Source organism: Methanobacterium sp. (assembly GCA_030017655.1).
GTDB lineage: Archaea > Methanobacteriota > Methanobacteria > Methanobacteriales > Methanobacteriaceae > Methanobacterium_D.
Genome location: JASEIM010000007.1, coordinates 1 through 22,270 on the forward strand (window position 1 = coordinate 1; position 22,270 = coordinate 22,270).

23 protein-coding genes are annotated in these 22,270 nt (G+C 32.5%); 14 read left to right on the forward strand and 9 right to left on the reverse strand.

The genetic code is table 11. The features are described from left to right. From QMD61_04475 to QMD61_04495, 5 genes are all read left to right on the forward strand, one after another. Positions 1–1,673 (forward strand): thioredoxin domain-containing protein (locus QMD61_04475; protein ID MDI6723879.1); only part of this gene is annotated, 1,673 nt, incomplete at its 5' end. Between the two features lie 9 nt (positions 1,674–1,682). Then, positions 1,683–2,375: a molybdopterin-dependent oxidoreductase gene (locus tag QMD61_04480; GenBank protein ID MDI6723880.1), complete on the forward strand. Its 693-nt coding sequence runs from the start codon at positions 1,683–1,685 to the stop codon at positions 2,373–2,375. A 159-nt stretch (positions 2,376–2,534) separates the two neighbouring features. Continuing rightward, positions 2,535–2,765: an LSM domain protein gene (locus QMD61_04485; protein ID MDI6723881.1), complete on the forward strand. Its 231-nt coding sequence runs from the start codon at positions 2,535–2,537 to the stop codon at positions 2,763–2,765. Positions 2,766–3,012: 247 nt separating this feature from the next. After that, positions 3,013–4,053 (forward strand): hydroxymethylglutaryl-CoA synthase, encoded by a 1,041-nt coding sequence (locus tag QMD61_04490; protein MDI6723882.1) that lies wholly within the window; start codon positions 3,013–3,015, stop codon positions 4,051–4,053. A gap of 11 nt (positions 4,054–4,064) precedes the next feature. After that, entirely contained in the window at positions 4,065–5,216 is a 1,152-nt protein-coding gene (locus tag QMD61_04495) for a thiolase domain-containing protein (GenBank protein MDI6723883.1), read from the forward strand. A 44-nt stretch (positions 5,217–5,260) separates the two neighbouring features. Here the strand turns inward: QMD61_04495 and QMD61_04500 are convergent, their stop codons facing one another. Both QMD61_04500 and QMD61_04505 read right to left on the reverse strand, forming a co-directional pair. Next, complete coding sequence (locus QMD61_04500; protein MDI6723884.1) at positions 5,261–5,620, reverse strand: rhodanese-like domain-containing protein; 360 nt, start codon at positions 5,618–5,620, stop codon at positions 5,261–5,263. 23 nt (positions 5,621–5,643) lie between these two features. After that, positions 5,644–7,128 carry an oligosaccharide flippase family protein gene (locus QMD61_04505; GenBank protein ID MDI6723885.1) on the reverse strand — a complete coding sequence of 495 codons (1,485 nt, stop codon included), beginning with the start codon at positions 7,126–7,128 and terminating at the stop codon, positions 5,644–5,646. A 571-nt stretch (positions 7,129–7,699) separates the two neighbouring features. On the opposite strand from QMD61_04505, the gene QMD61_04510 reads away from it, so the two are divergent. Continuing rightward, positions 7,700–8,740, forward strand: a complete 1,041-nt coding sequence (locus QMD61_04510; protein MDI6723886.1) for a PQQ-dependent sugar dehydrogenase — start codon at positions 7,700–7,702, stop codon at positions 8,738–8,740. Positions 8,741–9,081: 341 nt separating this feature from the next. Here QMD61_04510 and QMD61_04515 read toward each other — a convergent pair whose 3' ends face one another. The 4 genes from QMD61_04515 to QMD61_04530 all read right to left on the reverse strand — a co-directional run bounded on the left by QMD61_04515 (position 9,082) and on the right by QMD61_04530 (position 12,759). After that, on the reverse strand, positions 9,082–10,629 hold the full coding sequence (locus QMD61_04515; GenBank protein MDI6723887.1) for an ATP-binding protein: 1,548 nt from the start codon (positions 10,627–10,629) through the stop codon (positions 9,082–9,084). Between the two features lie 234 nt (positions 10,630–10,863). Then, positions 10,864–11,544 (reverse strand): TIGR02253 family HAD-type hydrolase, encoded by a 681-nt coding sequence (locus QMD61_04520; protein MDI6723888.1) that lies wholly within the window; start codon positions 11,542–11,544, stop codon positions 10,864–10,866. A gap of 136 nt (positions 11,545–11,680) precedes the next feature. Beyond that, on the reverse strand, positions 11,681–12,337 hold the full coding sequence (locus QMD61_04525; GenBank protein ID MDI6723889.1) for a DNA polymerase domain-containing protein: 657 nt from the start codon (positions 12,335–12,337) through the stop codon (positions 11,681–11,683). A gap of 41 nt (positions 12,338–12,378) precedes the next feature. Next, on the reverse strand, positions 12,379–12,759 hold the full coding sequence (locus tag QMD61_04530; GenBank protein ID MDI6723890.1) for a 30S ribosomal protein S8e: 381 nt from the start codon (positions 12,757–12,759) through the stop codon (positions 12,379–12,381). A 572-nt stretch (positions 12,760–13,331) separates the two neighbouring features. Between QMD61_04530 and hypE the strand changes: the two genes are divergently transcribed. The 4 genes from hypE to hemL all read left to right on the forward strand — a co-directional run bounded on the left by hypE (position 13,332) and on the right by hemL (position 17,009). Continuing rightward, entirely contained in the window at positions 13,332–14,342 is a 1,011-nt protein-coding gene (gene hypE / locus QMD61_04535) for a hydrogenase expression/formation protein HypE (protein MDI6723891.1), read from the forward strand. A gap of 246 nt (positions 14,343–14,588) precedes the next feature. Next, a complete protein-coding gene (locus tag QMD61_04540; GenBank protein ID MDI6723892.1) occupies positions 14,589–15,041 on the forward strand; it encodes an RDD family protein in 453 nt (150 codons plus the stop codon). A gap of 47 nt (positions 15,042–15,088) precedes the next feature. Next, positions 15,089–15,712, forward strand: coding sequence for a cobalt-precorrin-8 methylmutase (locus QMD61_04545; GenBank protein MDI6723893.1), 624 nt, complete (start codon positions 15,089–15,091; stop codon positions 15,710–15,712). A 46-nt stretch (positions 15,713–15,758) separates the two neighbouring features. Then, positions 15,759–17,009: a glutamate-1-semialdehyde 2,1-aminomutase gene (hemL, locus tag QMD61_04550; protein ID MDI6723894.1), complete on the forward strand. Its 1,251-nt coding sequence runs from the start codon at positions 15,759–15,761 to the stop codon at positions 17,007–17,009. A gap of 33 nt (positions 17,010–17,042) precedes the next feature. Here hemL and QMD61_04555 read toward each other — a convergent pair whose 3' ends face one another. Together QMD61_04555 and QMD61_04560 are read right to left on the reverse strand one after the other, a co-directional pair. Further along, positions 17,043–17,630, reverse strand: a complete 588-nt coding sequence (locus QMD61_04555; GenBank protein ID MDI6723895.1) for a hypothetical protein — start codon at positions 17,628–17,630, stop codon at positions 17,043–17,045. Between the two features lie 363 nt (positions 17,631–17,993). After that, a complete protein-coding gene (locus tag QMD61_04560) occupies positions 17,994–18,641 on the reverse strand; it encodes a hypothetical protein (protein MDI6723896.1) in 648 nt (215 codons plus the stop codon). A 575-nt stretch (positions 18,642–19,216) separates the two neighbouring features. Between QMD61_04560 and mtxX the strand changes: the two genes are divergently transcribed. Genes mtxX through QMD61_04575 form a run of 3 tightly spaced genes read left to right on the forward strand, consistent with a single transcriptional unit; the run spans position 19,217 to position 21,502 of the window. After that, positions 19,217–19,951 (forward strand): methanogenesis marker protein Mmp4/MtxX, encoded by a 735-nt coding sequence (gene mtxX, locus QMD61_04565; protein ID MDI6723897.1) that lies wholly within the window; start codon positions 19,217–19,219, stop codon positions 19,949–19,951. Further along, positions 19,926–20,693, forward strand: coding sequence for a polyprenyl diphosphate synthase (gene uppS, locus QMD61_04570; protein MDI6723898.1), 768 nt, complete (start codon positions 19,926–19,928; stop codon positions 20,691–20,693). Before mtxX ends, uppS begins: the two co-directional genes overlap by 26 nt. Before the next feature lie 47 nt (positions 20,694–20,740). Then, entirely contained in the window at positions 20,741–21,502 is a 762-nt protein-coding gene (locus QMD61_04575) for a TatD family hydrolase (GenBank protein ID MDI6723899.1), read from the forward strand. 5 nt (positions 21,503–21,507) lie between these two features. On the opposite strand, the gene QMD61_04580 is transcribed toward QMD61_04575, so the two are convergent. Then, entirely contained in the window at positions 21,508–21,885 is a 378-nt protein-coding gene (locus QMD61_04580; protein MDI6723900.1) for a carboxymuconolactone decarboxylase family protein, read from the reverse strand. Positions 21,886–21,986: 101 nt separating this feature from the next. On the opposite strand from QMD61_04580, the gene QMD61_04585 reads away from it, so the two are divergent. Beyond that, positions 21,987–22,253: a hypothetical protein gene (locus tag QMD61_04585; protein ID MDI6723901.1), complete on the forward strand. Its 267-nt coding sequence runs from the start codon at positions 21,987–21,989 to the stop codon at positions 22,251–22,253. The last annotated feature ends 17 nt before the right edge of the window (positions 22,254–22,270 follow it).

A 22,270-nucleotide genomic window follows, 5' to 3' on the forward strand; every position in this document is an offset into this window, starting at 1 on the left:
TTAAAGAATTAACATTAAATGTTAAGGAACTATGGAACTCTAAACCAGAAGAAATCCATGATTCTGCAGAAAAGATAATTGATGCACTACAGAAAGTTTCAGAAACTTCATCGGCCGGAGAAATTAATCCAGATATCCTCGATACAACATATAAAATCCTTTCAGAGAGTTTTGACGAAGTAAATGGCGGATTTGGCAGTGCTCCCAAGTTTCCAACAGCTCATAACCTTTTATTTCTGCTTAGGTACTGGAAACGTACAGGAAATGAAAGAGCTTTAAGAATTGTAGAGGATACACTTGATTCAATGAGAAATGGGGGAATTTATGACCATATCGGATTTGGTTTTCACCGTTATTCAGTTGACAATAAGTGGCTGGTCCCTCACTTTGAAAAAATGCTATATGATCAGGCGTTGATTGCAAATGTCTATATTGAAGCTTATCAGGCTACAAAAAATGATAAATACAAAAAAACAGCATTGGAAATCTTTGAATACGTTTTAAAGGATATGAAATCTCCTGAGGGAGCGTTTTATTCAGCAGAAGATGCTGATAGTGAAGGTGTGGAAGGAAAATTCTATGTGTGGAGTTTAAAGGAAATAAATGATATATTAAATGTTGAAGATGCTAAATTTGCTTCTAAAGTATTTGGAATAACTGAAGAAGGTAATTTCAGTGAAGAAGCCACTGGAGAAAAGTCCGGCGCCAATATAATCCACATGGAAAATTCAACTGAAGACATAGCAGAAATATTTAAAATTTCAGGGAAAGAAGTTTCTGAAAGAATTGAAAGAATTAGAGAAAAACTATTCAATGCCCGCGAAAAGCGAATCAGACCGCATAGAGATGATAAAATACTAACAGATTGGAATGGACTGATGATCGCGGCCTTTGCAAAGGGCGCCCGAGTATTTGGCGAAGAAAGATATTTAAAAGAAGCCCAAAATGCTGCAGATTTTATAATTAATACAATGTGTGAAAATAATCGACTTTTTCACCGTTTTAGGGATGGAGAAGCTTTAATAGCTGGGAATTTAGACGATTATGCATTCCTAATAAATGGACTTTTAGAAATTTACGAAGCCTCCTTTGAATTAAAATATCTCAAAATAGCTTTATCCTTAAATAAAATCTTATTAAAACATTTCTGGGATGTTGAACACGGGGGATTCTATTTCACCTCTGATGACGGTGAGAAAATCCTTATCAGAAGAAAGGAGATATATGATGCTGCTATTCCTTCAGGAAATTCAATACAGATGCTCAATTTATTAAAGATTTCCCAGATAACTGAAGATGAAGAACTTAAACAAAAAATTACAGGGATAGAAAAAGCATTTTCTGAAACAATTTTAAGATCTCCAACGGGTTTTACTCAGTTTTTAGCTGCATTTGACTATAAAGTTGGGCCTTCATACGAAATAGTGATTGCCGGAAATCCAGATGAAGATGAAACCCGAGCAATGATAGATGTGACTAGAACTAATTATATCCCCAATAAAACTATTGTATTAAGACCCCATGATGAAGCATCAGAAATTTTAGAAATTATTCCCTCGCTTAAATTTAAAATAAGTGAAGATAATAGACCAACAGCTTATATATGTTCTGAAGGCACTTGTAAAGCACCAACAAATGATTCAAAGACTCTTTTAAAATTGTTAAATGCATGAGGGATAAATTTGAAACATTTATTTGGTGGAATAAAAAATAAAATTAAAACAGATAAAGTCTTCAATGAAGAAGAAATCAATATAATACGAAATGATAAAAATATAATCATAAGTGAAGATACAGAAAGAAAAAATAGAATTCCTCCAGGTCAACATGAAGTTAAAAAATGGCCTGTTCTGCATGCCGGTTCAGTACAAAGAATTGATAAATCCAGATGGAAATTCAGAGTATTGGAACTTGTAGAAGAAGAAAAAGAATTGAATTATAATGAATTTATGTCACTTCCCAAGGTTAAGGTCTTTTCAGATGTACACTGCGTCACATCATGGTCAAAACTGAATAATCTCTGGGAAGGGGTAAGTTCTTCGACCATTAAAGAACTGGTAAATATACTTCCTGAAGCAAAATATATTATGGTACATGCCGCACCTAAATTTACTACTAACCTATCAATTGAGGATTTTTTTGAGCCTGATGTTATATTTGCGACCCATCATAACATGAAACAAATTAATTCAAGACATGGTGCTCCTTTAAGGCTTATAGTTCCGAAATTGTACTTCTGGAAGAGTGCTAAGTGGGTTACAGGTGTTGAATTTATGGCAGAAGATAAAAAAGGCTTTTGGGAATCTAATGGATATCATAATCATGGTGATCCGTGGAAAGAAGAGCGTTACAGCTGGCAGGGCCAGTATTTTTAGAACAATTCTTAATGTTTTTTGATCTGTTGTGAATTAGTGGGCTTTAATTTAAGTAGTTAAAAGAAATAATATTATTTAATCAGGAAACTTAAATTAATTATAATTAAACATACAAATTAAGCTTATAAAACTTCAAAGCTTATGGAGAGGGAGGATATAATGAGAGGCAAAATAATAGCATCTAAATCAGAAGAAAAAAAAGAGAATCCGCTGCACCGGCAGCTAAAACAATTTAAAAATAAAGATGTTCAGATTATGCAAAAAAATAATGAAACCAAGGATGGTAAGATTTTAGCCATAGATAATTACCTGAACATAGCAGTAGAGACATCAGAGGGTATAGAATTTATTAAAGGGACTAGATTATTATATATTCAGCTTTTAAGCTAATTTAAATATTATTATAATTATTCTAATTAAAATATCTGTTTTAGGGAGATTATTCTTAAATTTAAGGATTCTCCTTATCTTTTGTTACTCTTATTTATAGTAAACTTTATAAGTTCGTATCAAGCAATATGATATAACTAAATTGTCTTATAAAAAAATTATATTTTATTTAAATTTTCAACCATTAATTAATGAATAAAAGTATAAAACTAGATTGTAAAATCGATTATTTGGATCGTGATATTAAATGGCAGGAATAGTAGGATATGGAGTTTACATACCTTCATACAGAATTAAAGTAGAAGAAATAGCTAAAGTATGGGGAGATGACCCAAACGCTATTTCAAGAGGTCTTGTAGTACAGGAAAAGTCTGTACCCGCTCCTGATGAAGATACAGCCACTATATCAGTGGAAGCTGCAAGATACGCCCTTAAAAGAGCAAATATTAATCCACAAAAAATTGGAGCTGTATATGTAGGATCAGAATCACACCCATACGCTGTTAAACCAACAGCAACCATTGTTGCAGAAGCAGTTGGATCATCACCAGACATGACATCAGCTGATTTAGAATTTGCATGTAAAGCAGGTACAGCAGGCATGCAGATATGTATGGGCCTTGTAGATTCCGGAATCATTGAATATGGATTGGCAGTTGGTGCAGATACCGCTCAAGGAGCTCCAGGAGATGCTCTGGAATATACAGCATCTGCAGGAGGGGCAGCTTACATTATAGGAAATCAAAATACAGTTGCAGACATTGAAGCAACTTACAGTTTTACAACAGATACACCAGATTTCTACAGAAGAGAAGGAAAGCCATATCCAAGACATGGAGGAAGATTTACAGGAGAACCTGCCTACTTTAAGCATGTGTTATCTGCAGCAAAAGGCATGTTTGAAAAGATGGGAACTGAAGCATCAGATTATGACCATGCTGTTTTCCACCAGCCAAACGGTAAATTTTATCTTAAAGCAGCAAAAAAACTTGGATTTAACAACGAACAGTCAAAAACTGGCCTTTTAACTCCAGTTATTGGAAATACCTATTCTGGAGCAACTCCTCTTGGATTAGCCGCTATACTTGATATTGCTAATCCTGGAGACAGAATACTCGCAGTATCATATGGATCTGGTGCTGGAAGCGATGCATTCAGCATAAAAGTAAATGATAATATAGAAGAAAGACGGGAATTTGCTCCAAAAGTCACAGAGTTAGTGGCAAATAAAAATTATGTTGATTACGCAATGTATGCCAAATATAAAGGAAAACTAAGGATGGCATAAGAGGGATTATTATGAGAGACGTTGCAATTATAGGAGTTTCACAAACAAAATTTGGGGAACTCTGGGAAGAATCATTTAGAGATTTAATTACTACTGCAGGAATGGGAGCTATTGAGGATGCAAATATTGAGGGAGCAGATTTAGAAGCTATGTATGTTGGAAACATGTCTGCAGGCCTCTTTGTTCAACAGGAACATATCGCATCATTAATAGCTGATCATGCAGGATTAACACCAATACCCTGTGCGAGAGTTGAAGCTGCATGTGCATCTGGTGGACTAGCTCTTAGAAATGGGATAATGGCTGTGGCATCAGGATATCATGACATAGTAATTTCAGCTGGTGTTGAAAAGATGACTGATGTTGTAGATCCTACTCCAGCTATTGCTACTGCATCTGATCAGGAATGGGAAGCACAGCAAGGCGTTACTTTTCCATCATTATATGCAATGATGGCCAGAAGACATATGTATGAATATGGAACTACAAGAGAACAGCTTGCAATGGTTTCAGTAATAAACCACAAAAATGCTTCAAAAAATCCTCTTGCCCAATTTCCAATGGAAATTACAGTAGATTCTGTATTAAACTCCACCATGGTTGCAGATCCATTAAGACTTCTCGATTGTTCACCAGTTTCAGATGGTGCTGCTGCAGCTATTTTATGCCCTGCAGAAGAAGCTAAAAAGTACACTGATACACCGATATATATTAAAGCATCTACACAGGCTTCAGGAACAATTGCCCTGCACGATAGAAAAGATTTAACCACAATTGATGCTACAGTACATGCTGCCAAAAAAGCATATAAAATGGCTGGACTTGAACCAAAAGATATTGATGCAGTTGAAGTTCATGATTGTTTCAGTATAAATGGTTTATTAGCAGTAGAGGACCTTGGATTTGTTGAAAAAGGAAAAGGTGGACCTGCAATTGAAGAAGGTATGACTGAAATAGGCGGTGAAATACCTGTAAATCCATCTGGAGGACTTAAAGCCAGAGGTCATCCATTAGGAGCAACAGGAATTGCTCAGGCAGCTGAAATTGTATGGCAATTAAGAGGAGAAGCTGGTAAGCGTCAGGTAGATGGCGCACAAATAGGTATGACTCACAATATTGGTGGGACCGGCGGAACTGCTGCTGTTCATATATTCTCCAACTGAATACTGGAACAATTTAATTACAGCTTATGCTGTAATTTAACAATTTATTTTTCAAAGGGTAATCTTTTTGATTTCCATTTATCAAATCCGCCAATAATATTGTATAAATTTTTAAATCCCTGTTTTTTCATTAACTCCGCTGCTTTTTTACCCCTTCTTCCACTTTTACAATACACAAAATAATGTTTGTTTTTATCTAATTTTTTCAGTTCATCTTCAAAATCTTTAGATTTAACATTTAAAAATTCAGCATTTTCTATGTGTCCTTCCTCATATTCTTGAGGGGTACGTACATCCAGAGCTACATAATCAGGGTCATTCCTCTTTTTTTCAAGTATGGTGAATGCATCTTTAGTCTCTATATCTTTAAATCCTTTTTCTTTACTCCTTTTCAGTATGGACATATGTTTATCACCTTTTTGATTTATTAAGTTAATCCTCTTATGGATTTATAACTGTTAATAATTATCTCTTTTATAACATCGATGAAAAATTTGATTTCATCTGTTTTAATTCCTTTAAGCAACCATAAAACAAAAATATAAAATACAAATGCGAATAAACTTGATAATATGACGTTAATGGGTCCAAATGGATTTAAAAGCACAAGTATAATGGCCATAAATATTCCTGCATATATTATTTTTGCTAAAAATCCAAAATAAAAATTACACCTTATATACTTGAATGAGTAATAAGCTGTAATTAAAAATGAGAATAAGTAAATAAGCAGTGTTGTTACGGCTATTCCAACTATTCCAAATAGATATCCAAATGTAATATCTAATGTAACGTTTAGAATTATTGAAATAATCCATAAATTACCCGTAATCTTTGTTCTTCTTTCCATGACCAGTATCTGTGTTACAATGCTGTAAAGGCCCAGGAATAACCCTCCAAGAGCAAGAATTGGAGTGATTATAAATCCTTGATCTGCTAATTCTGGTGTTGATAATATATAAAGAAGAGGCTTGGAAAGAACAGATAAAGCAATTACTGCAGGAACTGCTACCACTAAATAAAGTTTAATGGAGTAATTCAGCAGGAATCTGGTCTGTCTAATTTTTCTTTCAGCATAATATTGGGACAGAATAGGAAGTAAAACTGTATAAAGAGGCGATGTGAGAAGTGCCATTAAGGCGCTTATTGTGTAACCTGCAGAATAAAAACCAACTGCAGTTATACCAATTGCTAATCCAATCACATAACGATCAGTAGCATCTAATATCCAAAATGAAGCATTACTTGGAATTGTAGGTACTCCAAATGTCAAATATTCTCTTAAATTTTTAAATCTGGGTATTTTAAATCCGATTTGTCTGAATACCATTACAAACATTATTGCTGAAATTAATGTTTGAGTAATCAGAATTCCTGTAACTGCCCCAACTAATCCAAATCCAGCCAGTACTAATATTGCAGCAAAAATAATAATCATATATGCTTGCACTGTGGTTAAAATAGCATATTTTGTCATTTGATTAAATGCCCTGAAGAAATCAAAGAAGAGTAACATTAAAGCAGTCATAATTACGGTGAAAGGTAATATTATTCCTACCGCAAGATTTCCATCAAACAATGCATCAGAAATAGGTCTTGCAAGAAGAAAAAGTACTATGGCTACAAGTATGCTTGCACCAAAGATGGCAAAAAGAATCGAATAAAAGGATTCCTGTATTTCTTCTCTATTCCTCGATGCAGCCATGAATCTCACCATCGTATAAGGCAGTCCGAGTATTGCAATGGATGGAATAAGTGTAATGGTAATTTGAAATTGGACCCATACTGCATAATCTGGAATAGAAAGGTTCTGTGTTAAAATGGGTAACAAAATGATTGGCGTTATAGTTATCAGAAAGTTTGATGCACCTATTAAACCTATTCTTTGTAAAAAAAGCCTGTACTGATCCAATATTTCACCTCAAATTTTTTTAAACTGGACCGTTGAGCACTAAGTGTTCGGGCCTCCGAATGCAATCCATTCGGGGCCGCGGAAACATGGTTTTCACCGGCATTCGAAAATTTCAATTTTGCGGCCACAAAACTTCCAGTTTTGTGAGCATGTAAAAGACCTCGTTTTTTCCGGTTGCAAATCTCCGATTTGCAAATATTGGAAATCAAACCATATGAATCTTCGATTCATTGCGTCAAAATTCGTAGAATTTTGACAGATTTCCAAGGGTTCGGAAAATTTTAGATTTTTCAACTGAAATAATATCTATTATGTATAAATTATTATTAAATCATTTGTATTTAACTGCACTTAATTCCTTCAAAATTACTTAAATCGTTAATTACAAGATAATACGGATTTTTAAGACTAATAAAAATAATTCAAATGATTTAGAGTTTTAACATGAAAAAAATATGATTAGATTAAAAGTTATATTAAAATAAAATGATTTTGATTTTTTTTTTATTGACAAAAATTAATAGAAATAAAATATAAATATATTATTAAAATTAAGGAAATGATGATTATTATGAAAAATAAACCGTTGATAATTATAGCTACCTTAATTTTAATAGCTATAATACTTATTTTTGCTATAACAAATTCTCCAGAACCGCAGGGATCTGAAATGGAAATTTTAGCCCAAAATTTAGACACACCATGGGCAATAGACTTTCTACCCGACAATAGAATTATATTTACAGAACGTGGCGGAGAAATCAGTATTCTTGATAATGGAACGATTAAAAATGTAGGGGACGTTAATGCCAATGAAATAAGCGAGTCTGGATTGTTGGGAGTTGCAGTTGATCCTGAATTTAACACAAATAAATTTGTATATCTTTATTACACAGGTCCAAATGGAAATAGAATATCAAGATTCACTTTAAACGAAAGATTAGAAAATGAAACCGTTCTATTGGACGGTATTCCAAGTGCACCGAATCATAATGGGGGGCGACTAAAATTCGGCCCAGACGGAAAACTTTATGCAACATCAGGAGATGCAAGTGAACGTTCATTAGCGCAGGATACTGATTCATTAGCAGGAAAGATACTCAGATTAAATAAAGATGGCAGTGTTCCTTCAGATAATCCTTTTGGTAATTATGTTTACTCATATGGGCATAGAAATCCTCAGGGAATAACATGGAACCTTGTAACAGGACAGATGTACTCATCAGAACACGGTCAGACTCGAAATGACGAAATAAACATCATAGTAAGGGGTGGAAATTATGGATGGCCTATATATGAAGGTAATGAATCTGCAGAAGGTTATATCAAACCATTAATCTTTTATCAGGACTTTACTCTTGCCCCTTCAGGAATCACATACTATAACGGCAATCTGTATGTAGCAGGGTTAAGGGGTTCACAATTACGTAAAATTACCCTTGGATTTGATGGTAATACGATAACTGGTGAAGAAGAGCTTTTCACAGATTTAGGGAGAATCAGAGAAGTTATTGAACATGATGGTTATCTTTATATTACCACCTCAAATAGGGATGGAAGAGGTATTCCACAGTCCGGTGACGATAAAATTATCAGAATAAGACCTAAATAATTGGACATACATGTGAATAATTGATTTTAGAAAAATATTTCCTTTTAAGCGGTTTCCAATGGTTTTCTATATTTAAATAATAAATAGTGTTGAAAGTCCTATTAAAGCCCCAATAGAGTTTGGGGTAATTATATAAATGTTGTTTATTCCAAACCCATAAATTACCCAGAATACACAGTTTATTATCATCATTCCATATAGTAATGGAGATACTTATGGGAATTTTTATCTTTTATTATTTCTCTTATTTGGGCAATAGGACTTGCAAACATCAAGATTGCAAAAAAACTTGCAATCAATCCTACATTTTCTATTAACATGCTGAAGATTCCACTAAACAATCAGTCATGGAGAATGGTTCTTCTGAGCTCCCTTTCTGATTCTGCGATTAAGTCAATTTTATCTGCACGAATTCCCTTTTTATGCAGATATGTGGCAAGATCTACGGGAGTAATTGTTTCCTCAACATCAATGATAAGTGCATCTTTTTCGTATGATATTCCGCAGGAGGCATATTCATTTAAAGCATTAAGCGCTGATTCGACATCATTTGTTGTAATACGGTATGAACGTACTTTCTTTGCCACCTGCGTAATATCAATTTTAAGCCGTTGAAGTTCAATTAAAATGTGTTTTCCCAGGGCTAATTCCAGAGCTTCAGAATCAATAACTTCCTTTCCTTGATTTATCCTAACTGCTTGAGTAATCTGGGCCAGATCTCTTGCATGAGCAAATGTTGGATCCAGACCTTCTCCACCCTCGGAAATAGGAGTATAGACCTTTATAAATCTTTCTAAAACATCTTCTCCGTATTTTTCTCCTAAATTATCCAGGTTTCGTTTGAAAACCTCAACCAGTTCGCTGATAGGTGGATTTTTAAGGAAAATATGCAGTGGAGCCCTTCGAAGGTGAGCCTCATCCATTATACTTATGTCTAAATTAGTTGAAAATACAGGTATAAAATTACTGTGAACAATTACAGGAATTCCTCTTACATAAATAACATCTTTTTTGTTTTCCATAGGTACGATGAGCCTGTTTAGAAGGAGTTCATGGTCATCTCGTTGTCTTCCCAGATCGTCTATTAAAAGAACTCCTCCATTTGCTTTTATTATTGGGGAAGTTTCATATACTCCTTTATTGGGATTATAATTTGTTTCAAGTTTGTTTAAACTAAGTTCGGCACCTGTAAGAACAAATGGTGCATAAATTTTAACCCAACGAGGATCTTCAGGCTGTTCCTTACATTTTTTATGGAAATCGGGATCATAAAGCTGGACAACCGCACCTCCAAATTCAATGAACTTTGGAATAACAAGAGGAGGTAATAGATCAGGCATTTTACCAACTATGAATGTTTTACCTGTTCCTGGCGGTCCATAAACAAAAATACCTCTTCCCACAGTACATGATTCTATTAAAACTTCTTTTGCATATTCAACGCCCACTACATCATTAAAAGTAAAATTTACAACTTCATCAGGGATATGTATTGGAAATCTGCCCTTGAGCTGAATTTCCATTATTTTATAATATTCTTCATATGAAACTGGAGCTAAACCAATGTATGGATTTTCTTCTAGGCTTCTTTTGGCTTTTTCATGTCCCTTTTTTGTTACTGTGTATTCAACACTTGAAAATAGAAAACCTCCACTTGTAGGAGCACAGAAACTTTCTTCTTCAAGTTTTTTAATATTTTCTTCTAAAATATCCCAGTGTAGCCCTGTGATTTCGTTAATTCTGCTTGTTTTAATGGTTCCATAACTGGAAATAAGTTTTAAAATTAAATTCTTAACAAATGAATCTGAAAGTCTCAGTCCTTCCAGAGTTTTTGGCTGTTTTAAATAATCAAATATTTTTTGCATTTGGGAGTCGTGGTAGTATTCCATTGGATCACCTGATTTATAGTTATTTAATCTCTTAACTTATCTTTCCTCTATAAACGTTTTATCACATGTCTATTCATATTTAAAACTGAATTATGAGGTAAGTGTTTAAGTATATTCATTATTACTAAGTTAAGTACTATAAATTTAAGATATAATATACATTTAGAGTTTAGGGGCTTTAAATAACTTTTTAATAAATTTTGCTCATTGATTATTTACCTATATTCTGTATTCTTACAGAATATTTTTAAGTTCACCGATATTGGGCAGAACATCGAGTTTTATACCTTTTTTTTCGAGATATACCTTATCCTGCTCTTCTAATTGTGAATTTATAAGTATGGCGGATATTCCAATGTTTAAAGCACCTATTATATCTTCACCAAACTTATTGCCGATCATTACTGATTCTTCTGCAGTAGAACCCATTTTTTCAAGGGCAACTTCAAATATTTTTTTATCAGGTTTTTCCGCTCCCGCTTCCTCAGAAGTTATCACATGATCAAAGAAATGATGAAGATCAAGTCTTATTAATTTTTCCCATTGCTTAATGGTTATCCCGTTAGATATAACTCCCAAATTATAACCCTGTGTTTTCAGATAGATCAGAGTTTCAATTGTTTGTGGAAACAGTCTAAGGAGAGCAAATTTAACATTATGATAAGTAATCATGCCAAGGGCAATAAGTAAAGGTTTTTCTTCCCCAAAAACTCTTTTAGTTAATACATTAAAATGTTTATCATAATTAGAACCGTATTCTGCAATTATTTCTCTTAAAAGACGGTAAGCTTCGTCAGTTGTAAGAGGTAAGCCTGCATCTATCATTACATTTAGTGCAGCTTTCCTTGCAAGCTTGGCAAAACCAGAAGTATCATATAAAGTATCATCAATATCAAAAAATACCGCTTTAATCATTGTTACACCCCTATAATATTTTGAAGACTGATAATACATTAATTTATAAAAGATATAAACTTAAGGAAAAATACGAATGAATTGTATCCAATATACATAAAATTTTAAAAAAAGTGCATTTAATTTATCTTTAAAATTAAAAAAATGCATCAAGACTGCTCTGTTTTTCGTTATGCAGTATTTCCTGCTCTGAATAGCCCAATGCTTCTATTATTCTTCCAACAGCTGGAAGAACTTGATTTTCAATGTAATAGTTAGGATCATAGTTGGAAATGTCGGCATCTTCAATGGGAATAGCCCTTTTACTTATAGGTTCTCTTCCTTTAACAATAACATATCTTATGATTGATCCTCTTCCAACTTTTCTGCCTTTTTCTATGGCTTTTTTCGCGGCTAAAACGTGTGGAGCCATCTGTGCATATTCTTTTGGGTTTTTTGTAAGCTGTGTGTGTATAACCAGATCTTCTAGCTTTACATTACCTTTTCTAATGTTATCAATCACATCTTTAATAATTTTAGCAGCTTTCTCAGGTGATGCTTCCCTTAAAATTGCACCAAGGACTTTTTGCTGGGTTTTTTTTGTAATTGGTGCCCAATCTCGCCTTACAAGTTCTAAACCTTTAACGATAATGGTATCATCTTCAATAAGAGCATATCTTTTTTTAGTAACAAAAAAACCCCGCTGATAGAATCCTTCATATTCAAGTTCCATACCTTCAGGCAGCGTTTTATTGATGTCTTTAAGGAACTTCTGTGCTTGTTCCTTTATTTCTTCTTTCAACAGATACACCATTATTGAATATATAAAAAATAGTTAAAAATGTATTAATTGATTTATTCAACTAATACGCCGTTAATCATACCGTGCTGGCCTGGTCTTGAAGTTACTTTGACTTTTCCAGCGCTGGTTTCAACTATAGCGCCTTTTGTTATAATATTCCTACGAACAAAATGAGTATTTGCGCTGTTTTCAATAACACTTAAAATCTCTGCAACTTCAACTTTTTTTGTTTGTGGGTTGACCACATTGATTTTATTGTCGTTTGTTAAACGAATCTTTTTGTTCCCGCCTTTTGTTCTGATTTTTTTAACTCTTCTATCGCTGATTTTAGTTTCTGCAGCGCTTTTCCCGAGTTCAGATTTTCTTTTATTCTTGTTTAGTTTAGCTCGTCCTCCACTGGGTTTTCTTAATGATTCTCCTTGCCAAATTGCCATAATTTCACCTCAAAATTTTTTTTATTTTTGTGGCACTCAAAATCTATGATTTTGGTACATCGAAACTTTAGTTTCGATAGTTCAGAAAAACTTGTCAAAATTCTATGAATTTTGATGCTTACGAAGCAAAGCTTCGTAACCGCGAAAAATTTCATTTTTCGCATGCAGCAAAAATTAAAGATTTTTACATGCTATAGTTTTTCTTCAACCTCTAAATACGTTTTATATAGTTAATTATCAGAGAAAAATTTCTTAAACGTTATTTTCTCAAAAAAGTACTATTCTATGAATAGCTGACTATTTCTCTAATTAGATCAACTTTTTAAAGTTATATTGAATCTAACTACTTAGAATATTAAGATATATTATCTAAACATATTTAAATATTTCATTTAAATAGAATATTATGCAGAAAGTCTTTTTTTTAATAAAGGTATAAAAAAAGATATATTTTATTAAACTAATTCAGTAATATATAAACAAACTATTAAAATTAATTGCTTTTTTAATTATTTAATAAGGTATTAAATTAAAGAAAGCATTTTATAGTATAAACAACTACAGGTGAACCTATGAAAATCGGTATGGCACACGGCGCTGGCGGAGAAATGATGCAAAATTTAATATCAGGTATTATACTCAATAATATCAAAAATAAAAAAGTTAATGGTGGAATAGGGCTTGGAGAACTGGATGATGGTGCTACAATTCCATTTGAGGACTATGAAATTGTAATAAGCACAGACAGCCATACAATTGACCCAATATTTTTCCCAGGTGGAGATATAGGAAAATTATCAATTACAGGGACTGTAAATGATGTGGCAGTAATGGGGGCAAAGCCACTTGCAATTGCAAATGCGATGGTAATAAGTGAAGGATTTACAAGTGAAGACTTTGAAAGAATAATAAAATCAATGGATGAAGCATGCAATGAAGCTGATGTTGCCCTTGTAACTGGAGATACAAAGGTAATGGAAAAAGACAAACTTGATAAGATAATTATTTCCACAACAGGTATTGGAATAGCAGAAAAGGGGAAAATAACAAGTGATTCATCTCTTGATGTGGGAGATAAAATTATATTAACAGGCAGCGTTGGAGATCATGGAATTGCATTGATGTCCTATCGTGAAGGTTTTGGATTTGAAACAGATTTAAAATCAGATGTTGCACCAATTACAGAAATGACTGAAGCAGCTTTAAAAATAGGTGGAGTTAAAGCGATGAAAGACCCTACAAGAGGTGGAATTGCGAACACTTTAAATGAGCTTGCATCAAAATCTGGTGTGGGAATGTTTGTCTTTGAAGATAAAATTCCAGTTAAAGAGCAGGTTCATGCAGCTTCAGAGATGCTGGGAATTGATCCTTATGAAGTTGCAAATGAAGGAAAGGTTGTTATGGGTGTCGAAGCCGAAAAAGCAGATGAAATTCTTGAAGCTATAAGAAATACCAAATATGGTAAGGATGCTCAGATTATAGGTGAAGTAACTGAAGATAAACATGTGATTATTGAAACCTTACTGGGTGGAAAAAGAATTCTTGAGGCTCCAATAGCAGATCCAGTTCCAAGAGTTTGTTAAAAATAATTTTTAACGGGTAAAAACCTATTTTATTAAAAGGAAAACATTTTTATAACTTAATATACTTAAGAAGAGTAATAAAATTTGAGGTTGAGGAAAACTGCAGCATATGAAAACAAAGTTTCATGCGCATGAGAAACTGTCATAAATCAAGGATTTTTGTCGTGTCCAATGGCAGCAAAATTCGAAGAATTTTGCATACAAACATTTTTCGAACCCAAATTTAAAGAATTTGAGGAGTATAAAATGCAGAATTTATGGGGAAAAAGATTTACAGCTCTAATAATAGACGCTTTTGTTATATCATTAATCATCTGGATTTTAAGTGCTTTAATTTATCCTTTAATTGGATTAGTTGGAGGATTTGGAATTTTAAATTACTGGCCCATATTGACAGTATTAATCATTACTGGGTATTTCACTTATCTTGAGGGTAATTACAGCACAACTTTTGGCAAAACTTTAATGAAAATCAGAGTTGTATCAGATAAAGACAAACTGAACTACCAGAAGGCTTTTATAAGAAATTTATCTAAAATACTATGGATTCCCCTAATTATTGATCTCATTGCAGGATATGCTGCAGGGGGCTCTAAAATAAGGTATTTAGATAAAATTGCAGGTACTGATGTAATCAGTTTAGCAGTTGAAGATAAAAAGGCAGCAGAAAACTCAAAAGAGCCAGAAAGTGTCGTATAATTTAATTAATATTATTTAATGAAGTTGGGAGAATATTTTTAGATACTATGTTAATGGGAGCATCCACAAAACAGGGCTATGATATAGCATCAAAAAGCAGAAAAATAGTCAGGGCTTTAATAGGTGATAAAATAAAGGATCTTTCATCTGATGAGCAGTTAATAGTTGAGCGAATTGTACATTCAACTGCAGACCCAGATTATGCTGAAATTACCAGAATATCCTCTGATTTTGTGCAGGAAAGCATTAAAGCAGTAGAATCTGGAAAGGACATTTTAACAGATATCAATATGGTAAGGGCAGGTATAAATAAATACGAAGGCAAAGTAGAATGCTATATAAGTCATGAAGAAACCGTAAAGCTCGCAAAGGAAGAACAGATCACTCGAGCGGCTGCAGCAATTAGGGTTGCACATAATAAGGGTTTCGATGGCATTATAGTAATTGGAAATGCACCAACAGCTCTTTTTGAAGCTATAAATTTAGTTGAAAATAAGGGAATGAATGCAAGATCCATTATAGGAGTCCCTGTAGGATTTGTTGGGGCTGCAGAATCTAAGGATGCTCTTAGAATGACTGGAATTCCCAATATTATAACTGAAGGACCTAAAGGCGGTACTCCTGTTGCTGTTGCAGTTGTAAATTCACTCATTCAGCTTAATAAAGATTAATTTTAATGAATTTTTAAAATGGTAAATGATTTGAGGAGCTAAAAAAATGAAATCAGAACAATTATTTAAAGAAGCCAAAAACTACCTGCCAGGGGGAGTTGATTCACCGGTTAGGGCGTATAAGCCATATCCTTTTTTTGCAAAACATGGAAAAGGATCCAAAATTTTTGATGTTGATGGAAACGCTTATATTGATTATTGTCTTGCATACGGGCCACTTGTTCTGGGTCATGCTAATTATCTTGTTATTAATGCTGTTAAGAACCAGTTAGAGCAGGGTTCAGCATTCGGCGTACCCACTCAAAAGGAAATAGATCTTGCAAAACTGGTAATTAAAAAAGTACCATGTGCAGAAATGGTTCGTTTTGTTAATTCAGGTACAGAAGCTACTATGAGTGCGATTAGACTTGCAAGGGCAGCTACAGGTAAAAAGAAGATTATTAAATTTGAAGGTTCTTATCACGGAGCACATGATTATGTTCTTGTAAAATCAGGATCTGGCGCAGCAGGATTACCTGATTCACCCGGTGTCCCTGAGGATACCACAAAAAACACAGTTCTGGTCCCTTTTAATGATGAAGAGGCTATTCTTGATCTAGTTCAAAATGATATTGCTGCTATAATTGTTGAGCCAGTAATGGGTAATATAGGATGTATCCCTCCAAAAGAAGGATATTTAAAATTTTTACGGAAAATTACTGAGGAAAATAATATAATTCTTATATTTGATGAAGTAATAACTGGTTTCAGGATAGCTGAAGGTGGAGCGCAGGAATATTACAATGTCACACCCGATTTAGTCACTTTAGGAAAAATACTTGGTGGCGGATTTCCAATGGGTGCTTTAGCTGGTAAAAAAGAATTAATGGAGATGATAGCTCCATCTGGAAGTGTTTATCAGGCAGGTACTTTTAATGGTAATCCGATTTCTGTGACGGCAGGACTTTCAATGCTCAATCAACTCGATAAAAAATTCTATACTGAAATGGATAATAAAGGTACTTATTTGAGGGGTCTAATTGGGGATATACTTGAAGATAATGGCCTGAATTATAAACTCGCAGGTTTAAGCTCAATGTTCCAGATTTACTTTACTGAAAATGAAGTTTATGACTATAAAGATGCTAAAACTGCAAATACAGACATGTTCACTGGTTATTTCCACAAGCTTCTTAAAGAGGGTATTTTTGTTCCTCCGTCTCAATTTGAATGCTGTTTTATTTCTCTAATGCATGATAATGAAGAATTGGATAAAACAGCTGAAATTATAGATAGCTACATGAAGAAGTTAAAATAATGGATTTAAAGAGTTTTAATAACTTTTATCATTTTATACGGCATATAATGCTATAATAGAAACTAATAGAATTATAATTAAACCTATTACTAAAATAGAGGGTATACGAATCTTTTCTGTATATAATGATAAATTTGATTTACTTCGTTTTTCTTGAATCCTTGATAAAAAAGCATCTTCCTGACTGATGCTATTTTCAATTAATTTTTTTTGCTTATTAATTTCGTTTTCGATGTCTTTTTCTTCTAATAAATCCCATATGGAATTACTATCTATTAAATTTTCTTTATTAATATTATTCAGTGCCTGTTCCTGGATGGTTATACGTTCTGATAAGCTCTTTAAAACTTCTTTACGTTCTCGGGCCTCAGTTTTTAAATAATTTACTATATCATCTAACTCTTCATATTCTTCATTCTTATTAAAGGTAACAGGAGATTTTAATATATTATCAATGTTTTCTGTGTATATAAGAGGACTTCCACATTCACATCCAGTAAAATCATCTGGAGATTCATTATCCTTGAGTTCATAGTATCCATGACAGCTATGACATACCAAATATCCATTAAGAGCATTTTCAGAGTTGATTTTCCTTTTTTTGTTATTTTTTACACTCATTAAAACACAACCACTCCCCAAACTCCTTATACGGATTGGAAATTTGAATATGTGAGTAATATATTACTCATATTATGATCATCATATTATAAACTTATAAATGGCTTAAATGGTGTATATCTACCTTTTTTGATTTTATATCGATATTATCCTTATTATGTTGATATATCCAAATTTTATTAAATAAGTACTTTTTGCTATTTTTTTATTTCTATGAAATTGATTTTTAAGCCAAGAGGGTTAGAATATTTTGGAAAAGTAAATATTTTTAAGTCTAAAAAAATAATCAACATGTTTAAAGCAATTAAATTTAAAAATAGACTAATATTTAAATTTAAAACTTATTTAAAGTATTATATACTTTTATTTAAATATAAATATGGATATTATGCCTATGGCTATTATAAACAGGGCTACGATACTTATTTTTGTTAAAGTAGTGGGATATACTTCTCCTGAAATACTTAAAGTTTTACTCCTTTTTTCCTGAATATGGGATAAAAATTGGTTTTCCTGTTCCATAATGCTGCTAATTACTTTTTTTTGTCCATTGATCTTGTTATCAAGACTTTTTTCTTCTAAAATATCCCATACAGAATCATTTCCTGAATTTATTTCATTAAATCTTTCATTTCTAATTTCATTCAGGAGTTCTTCCTGGCTGATCAAACGCTGGCATAGATCTTCTAGAAATTTCTTACGTTCTGTAGCTTTAGCTCTTAAAAAATCAATAATTTGCTGTAATTCCTCATATTCATCAAAATCATTTATATCTTCATTGATTTCGACATCATCATACACATCGAGGATTTGAGGAATTTTTAATAGGTTATCAATGTTTTCACGATACTCAAGTAGGCCACCGCAATCACATCGTGAAAAGTCATTAGGAGATTCGTTATTTTTAAGCTTATAATACCCCTTACAGTTCTCACAGATCAGATATCCGCCTGAATTAGTTAAGTTACGTCCAGATCCTAAAACATTTTTTACTTCCTTATCCAGTAACATTATGCCCACCTTTAAAATTTAATAAATTATTTTAAAGATAATGATAATTTAATTAATATTAAGATATTTTAAGCATTTTAAGAGCATTATAAAATTATAATATTTTTGAAAATAATTATCAGGCGTTATTTTCTCATATTTTTTATAAATAATTGTGATTTTTTATTTTTCTATGATAGTATATACAGACATCATTAAATAAGTATTTTTCTATTTTTATGATTAACAAAATTGTATTATTATATATTATTTTTATTATTAAATGCATAATAAGTATTATATAATTTTTAAGTAGGTAAGATTTCATTAATATCAAATTGGCAAATAAATGAATTATCAAAAAAATTAAATTATATCGTAATCTGGCGTAGGTTCTAAAAACTTCTTAAATCTAGAAAAAGATGCTATGGGGTATTTTAATAAATTTAATGATTAAATAAGCTATTTTCACAAAAATATTTAAATTCTATTATAAAAGAAAGTATAAATTAGTATGATGATAACTAGATAAAAAAATCATATAAATGTTTAAAATATAGAATAAAAAAAATTGATAAATTTTATAAATGATAATTATGAAAATTGCAGCAGGTATTGGTGAAAATAAAAATATTGTTGATGCTTCAAAAGAAGTTAATTTTGAAGTAATTTTAACAGAATCAGAGGAAAATTTAATTAGAATGCTTCTTAAAAAAGAAGTTGATGCTGCTGTACGTGGATCCATAAGTTCTTCAAGGATTCTGCCACTTTTAAAGGAAAAATATAATACTGATATATTTAGAGCTTCATTTTTAGAAGTAAATGGCCATAAATTCCTTTTTGCCCCTGTAGGAATTGATGAAGGAGATAGTAAAGAGCATAAAATTAAAATAATTGAATTAGGGGCTGAATTTTTATTAAGACTCGGCATAAAACCCAATATAGCTGTTCTTTCAGGAGGAAGGCCTGAAGATGTGGATAGAAGTAAAAAGATTTATGATTCAATTGAAGAAGGAGAATATATAACAGGGATAATAAAAAATAAATATTCTGTAAAACACTATTTTATATTAATAGAAAATGCTATAAATGATAAGGCAAACTTCATTCTGGCACCGGATGGAATTTCTGGAAACTTAATATTCAGAACTCTTGTTTTTTTAGGTTCTGGCAAGAGCCATGGTGCCATAACACTTGGAATTAATGAGATATTCGTTGATACTTCAAGATCACAGAGCATCGAAGGATATAAAAGAGCATTGGAATTTTCAAATTATCTAGCAAGATTAAAGAGCAGGAATCAAAATGCAAATACTAAAACCAGTTTATAAAGCATATGAATGGTATATATCAAGAAATCTAAAGCCTCAAAATATGCCCAAACACATAGCAATAATCATGGATGGTAACAGACGTTATTCCAGGTTGATGGGAAACATGGAAGCCATAGATGGACATAAAAGGGGTGTGGATACCCTTGAAAAAGTACTTGACTGGTCAATTGAACTTGGAATAGAAATTGTTACAGCATACGCATTCTCAACAGAGAATTTTAAAAGGCCTCCTGAAGAAGTAAAAGGATTAATGCATCTTTTCCAGAAGGAATTTGAAGGAATTGCAAACAATCCCAAAATACATAAAAATAAAGTTAAAGTGAAAGCGGTGGGACAGTTAGAGCTTCTTCCAGAGAATGTAAGAGAGGCCATAAGAATTGCAGAAAAATCTACGGAAAATTACAATAAAAGACTTGTAAATATTGCCATAGGATACGATGGACGTATGGAAATAATAGATGCCATAAAAAAGATATCCATGGAATTTAAGGAAGGAAAAATTGGAATTCAGGATATTAATGAGGATCTGGTTAATAAGAATCTTTACACTGCAGGTTTAGAGGATCCTAATCTTATAATAAGAACAAGCGGTGAAGAAAGACTCAGCGGGTTTTTATTATGGCAATCTTCATACTCCGAACTTTATTTCTGTGACAGTCTCTGGCCTGAACTGAGAAAAGTTGATTTTTTAAGGGCTTTAAGGTCATATCAGGAAAGAGAAAGACGTTTTGGAATTTAAACTATTTATTTTTTTCATTTAATTTAGTCATTTTAAAGGTGAGATTAATGATTGATACACACTGTCATGTTGATTTTAAGGACTACAACAAAAACAGGGAAGATGTTATTAAACGAGCGAAGAAAAAATTAAATGGCATAATCAATTCAGGAGCCACTTTGGGTGGAAATCGAAGGACACTAAAGCTTGTAGAGGAATATAAGGGATTTTTACATGGTACTCTGGGTTTTCACCCGGTAAATGCCTCAAAAGCAGATTATAATATAATTGAGCAGGCATTTAGAGAAATAAATGAAAATATCGATAAGGCTGTTGCAGTTGGGGAAACAGGACTTGATTTTCACCATATCGAAGATAATGAGGCAAGAAATAGGCAGATAAGAGTTTTCAGGTCCTTTATTGATCTTTCAAATGAATACGAAATGCCTATTGTAATACATGCAAGGGATGCTGAATTAAAGGCATTGGAGATGATTAAGAAATATTCGGCTGATGTTGATGTTATATTCCATTGTTATGGGGGCGATCTTGAAACATTAAATAATATAATTGATGAAAGCTATTATGTTTCATTTTCAACAATTATCTGCTATTCAGACCATCATAAGGAACTTGTTGAATATGCTCCCCTTGAAAATATCCTTACAGAGACCGACAGCCCATATCTTTCACCATTTAAGGGTCAGAAGAATGAACCTGCATTTGTAGAAGAAACGGTTAAAAAAATTGCAGAAATAAAGTCTAGATCATTTGCTGATGTGGAAAAAATAACCGAAAAGAATGCTAAAAAGGTTTTTAAGTTAAGGTAAATAGCTTATTTATCTAACTCTTCAAATACTTCTTTTGCAACATAAATTCCATTTAAACCGGCTGGAAAACCTGCATAAACGGCCATTTGAATCATAACTTCAACTATTTCTTCCCTGGTGCAGCCAACATTTAAGGCACCTTTAATATGGCTTTTAAGTTGTAAAGGGGCTGTACCAAGAGCTGTGATTGCTGCAACTGTTATAAGTTCTCTTGTTTTTAAATCTAAGCCGGGGCGTGTATATATATCCCCATAAGGAAATTCTGCAACAAAACGAGCCATATCAGGGGCAATATCCTCTAAGTTCTCAGCTAATTGCTTATAAGATGTAGGATTCATTATTTTAAGCATTTCAATTCCTTTTTTATAGCGTTCATTACTCATTTTTATTCTCCTGTTATTTATGATTAAATAGGGTAACATATTTAATTTAATAAGATAATATTTAAATTTTGATTATTGATTTAATTGAAAATGGTGAGAAAATGAAAATGGAAAAATTCTGCATATTAGCTCTGCTTATTACAATTATTGGTGTCAATATTCTATCAATAAGCGCAGCCCCTCAAGACCAGCTAGATAATATTACTGATACTACAAAGGATGCACTTAATAATGCTTCTGAGGTGGCTAATGAAACAGCTGCAGAAGTAAATAGTTTCTTAGATCCAATTCAAAGCATATTAAATGCCATTAATTCAGTTTTACAGGAAATCCAACAGATATTGTATTTTTTTAGTGGAGGACAGTAACCCTCTATTTTTTAAGA

What these genes read in the sequence shown, in the direction of transcription:
- hemL (MDI6723894.1), top strand. Translation starts at nt 15,759, where the DNA reads ATGAAATCAGAACAATTATTTAAAGAAGCCAAAAACTACCTGCCAGGG.
- QMD61_04575 (MDI6723899.1), top strand. Translation starts at nt 20,741, where the DNA reads ATGATTGATACACACTGTCATGTTGATTTTAAGGACTACAACAAAAAC.
- QMD61_04490 (MDI6723882.1), top strand. Translation starts at nt 3,013, where the DNA reads ATGGCAGGAATAGTAGGATATGGAGTTTACATACCTTCATACAGAATT.
- uppS (MDI6723898.1), top strand. Translation starts at nt 19,926, where the DNA reads ATGCAAATACTAAAACCAGTTTATAAAGCATATGAATGGTATATATCA.
- QMD61_04495 (MDI6723883.1), top strand. Translation starts at nt 4,065, where the DNA reads ATGAGAGACGTTGCAATTATAGGAGTTTCACAAACAAAATTTGGGGAA.
- QMD61_04500 (MDI6723884.1), bottom strand. Translation starts at nt 5,620, where the DNA reads ATGTCCATACTGAAAAGGAGTAAAGAAAAAGGATTTAAAGATATAGAG.
- hypE (MDI6723891.1), top strand. Translation starts at nt 13,332, where the DNA reads ATGAAAATCGGTATGGCACACGGCGCTGGCGGAGAAATGATGCAAAAT.
- QMD61_04555 (MDI6723895.1), bottom strand. Translation starts at nt 17,630, where the DNA reads ATGAGTGTAAAAAATAACAAAAAAAGGAAAATCAACTCTGAAAATGCT.
- QMD61_04515 (MDI6723887.1), bottom strand. Translation starts at nt 10,629, where the DNA reads ATGGAATACTACCACGACTCCCAAATGCAAAAAATATTTGATTATTTA.
- QMD61_04510 (MDI6723886.1), top strand. Translation starts at nt 7,700, where the DNA reads ATGAAAAATAAACCGTTGATAATTATAGCTACCTTAATTTTAATAGCT.
- mtxX (MDI6723897.1), top strand. Translation starts at nt 19,217, where the DNA reads ATGAAAATTGCAGCAGGTATTGGTGAAAATAAAAATATTGTTGATGCT.
- QMD61_04485 (MDI6723881.1), top strand. Translation starts at nt 2,535, where the DNA reads ATGAGAGGCAAAATAATAGCATCTAAATCAGAAGAAAAAAAAGAGAAT.
- QMD61_04545 (MDI6723893.1), top strand. Translation starts at nt 15,089, where the DNA reads ATGTTAATGGGAGCATCCACAAAACAGGGCTATGATATAGCATCAAAA.
- QMD61_04525 (MDI6723889.1), bottom strand. Translation starts at nt 12,337, where the DNA reads ATGGTGTATCTGTTGAAAGAAGAAATAAAGGAACAAGCACAGAAGTTC.
- QMD61_04585 (MDI6723901.1), top strand. Translation starts at nt 21,987, where the DNA reads ATGAAAATGGAAAAATTCTGCATATTAGCTCTGCTTATTACAATTATT.
- QMD61_04530 (MDI6723890.1), bottom strand. Translation starts at nt 12,759, where the DNA reads ATGGCAATTTGGCAAGGAGAATCATTAAGAAAACCCAGTGGAGGACGA.
- QMD61_04520 (MDI6723888.1), bottom strand. Translation starts at nt 11,544, where the DNA reads ATGATTAAAGCGGTATTTTTTGATATTGATGATACTTTATATGATACT.
- QMD61_04580 (MDI6723900.1), bottom strand. Translation starts at nt 21,885, where the DNA reads ATGAGTAATGAACGCTATAAAAAAGGAATTGAAATGCTTAAAATAATG.
- QMD61_04540 (MDI6723892.1), top strand. Translation starts at nt 14,589, where the DNA reads ATGCAGAATTTATGGGGAAAAAGATTTACAGCTCTAATAATAGACGCT.
- QMD61_04560 (MDI6723896.1), bottom strand. Translation starts at nt 18,641, where the DNA reads ATGTTACTGGATAAGGAAGTAAAAAATGTTTTAGGATCTGGACGTAAC.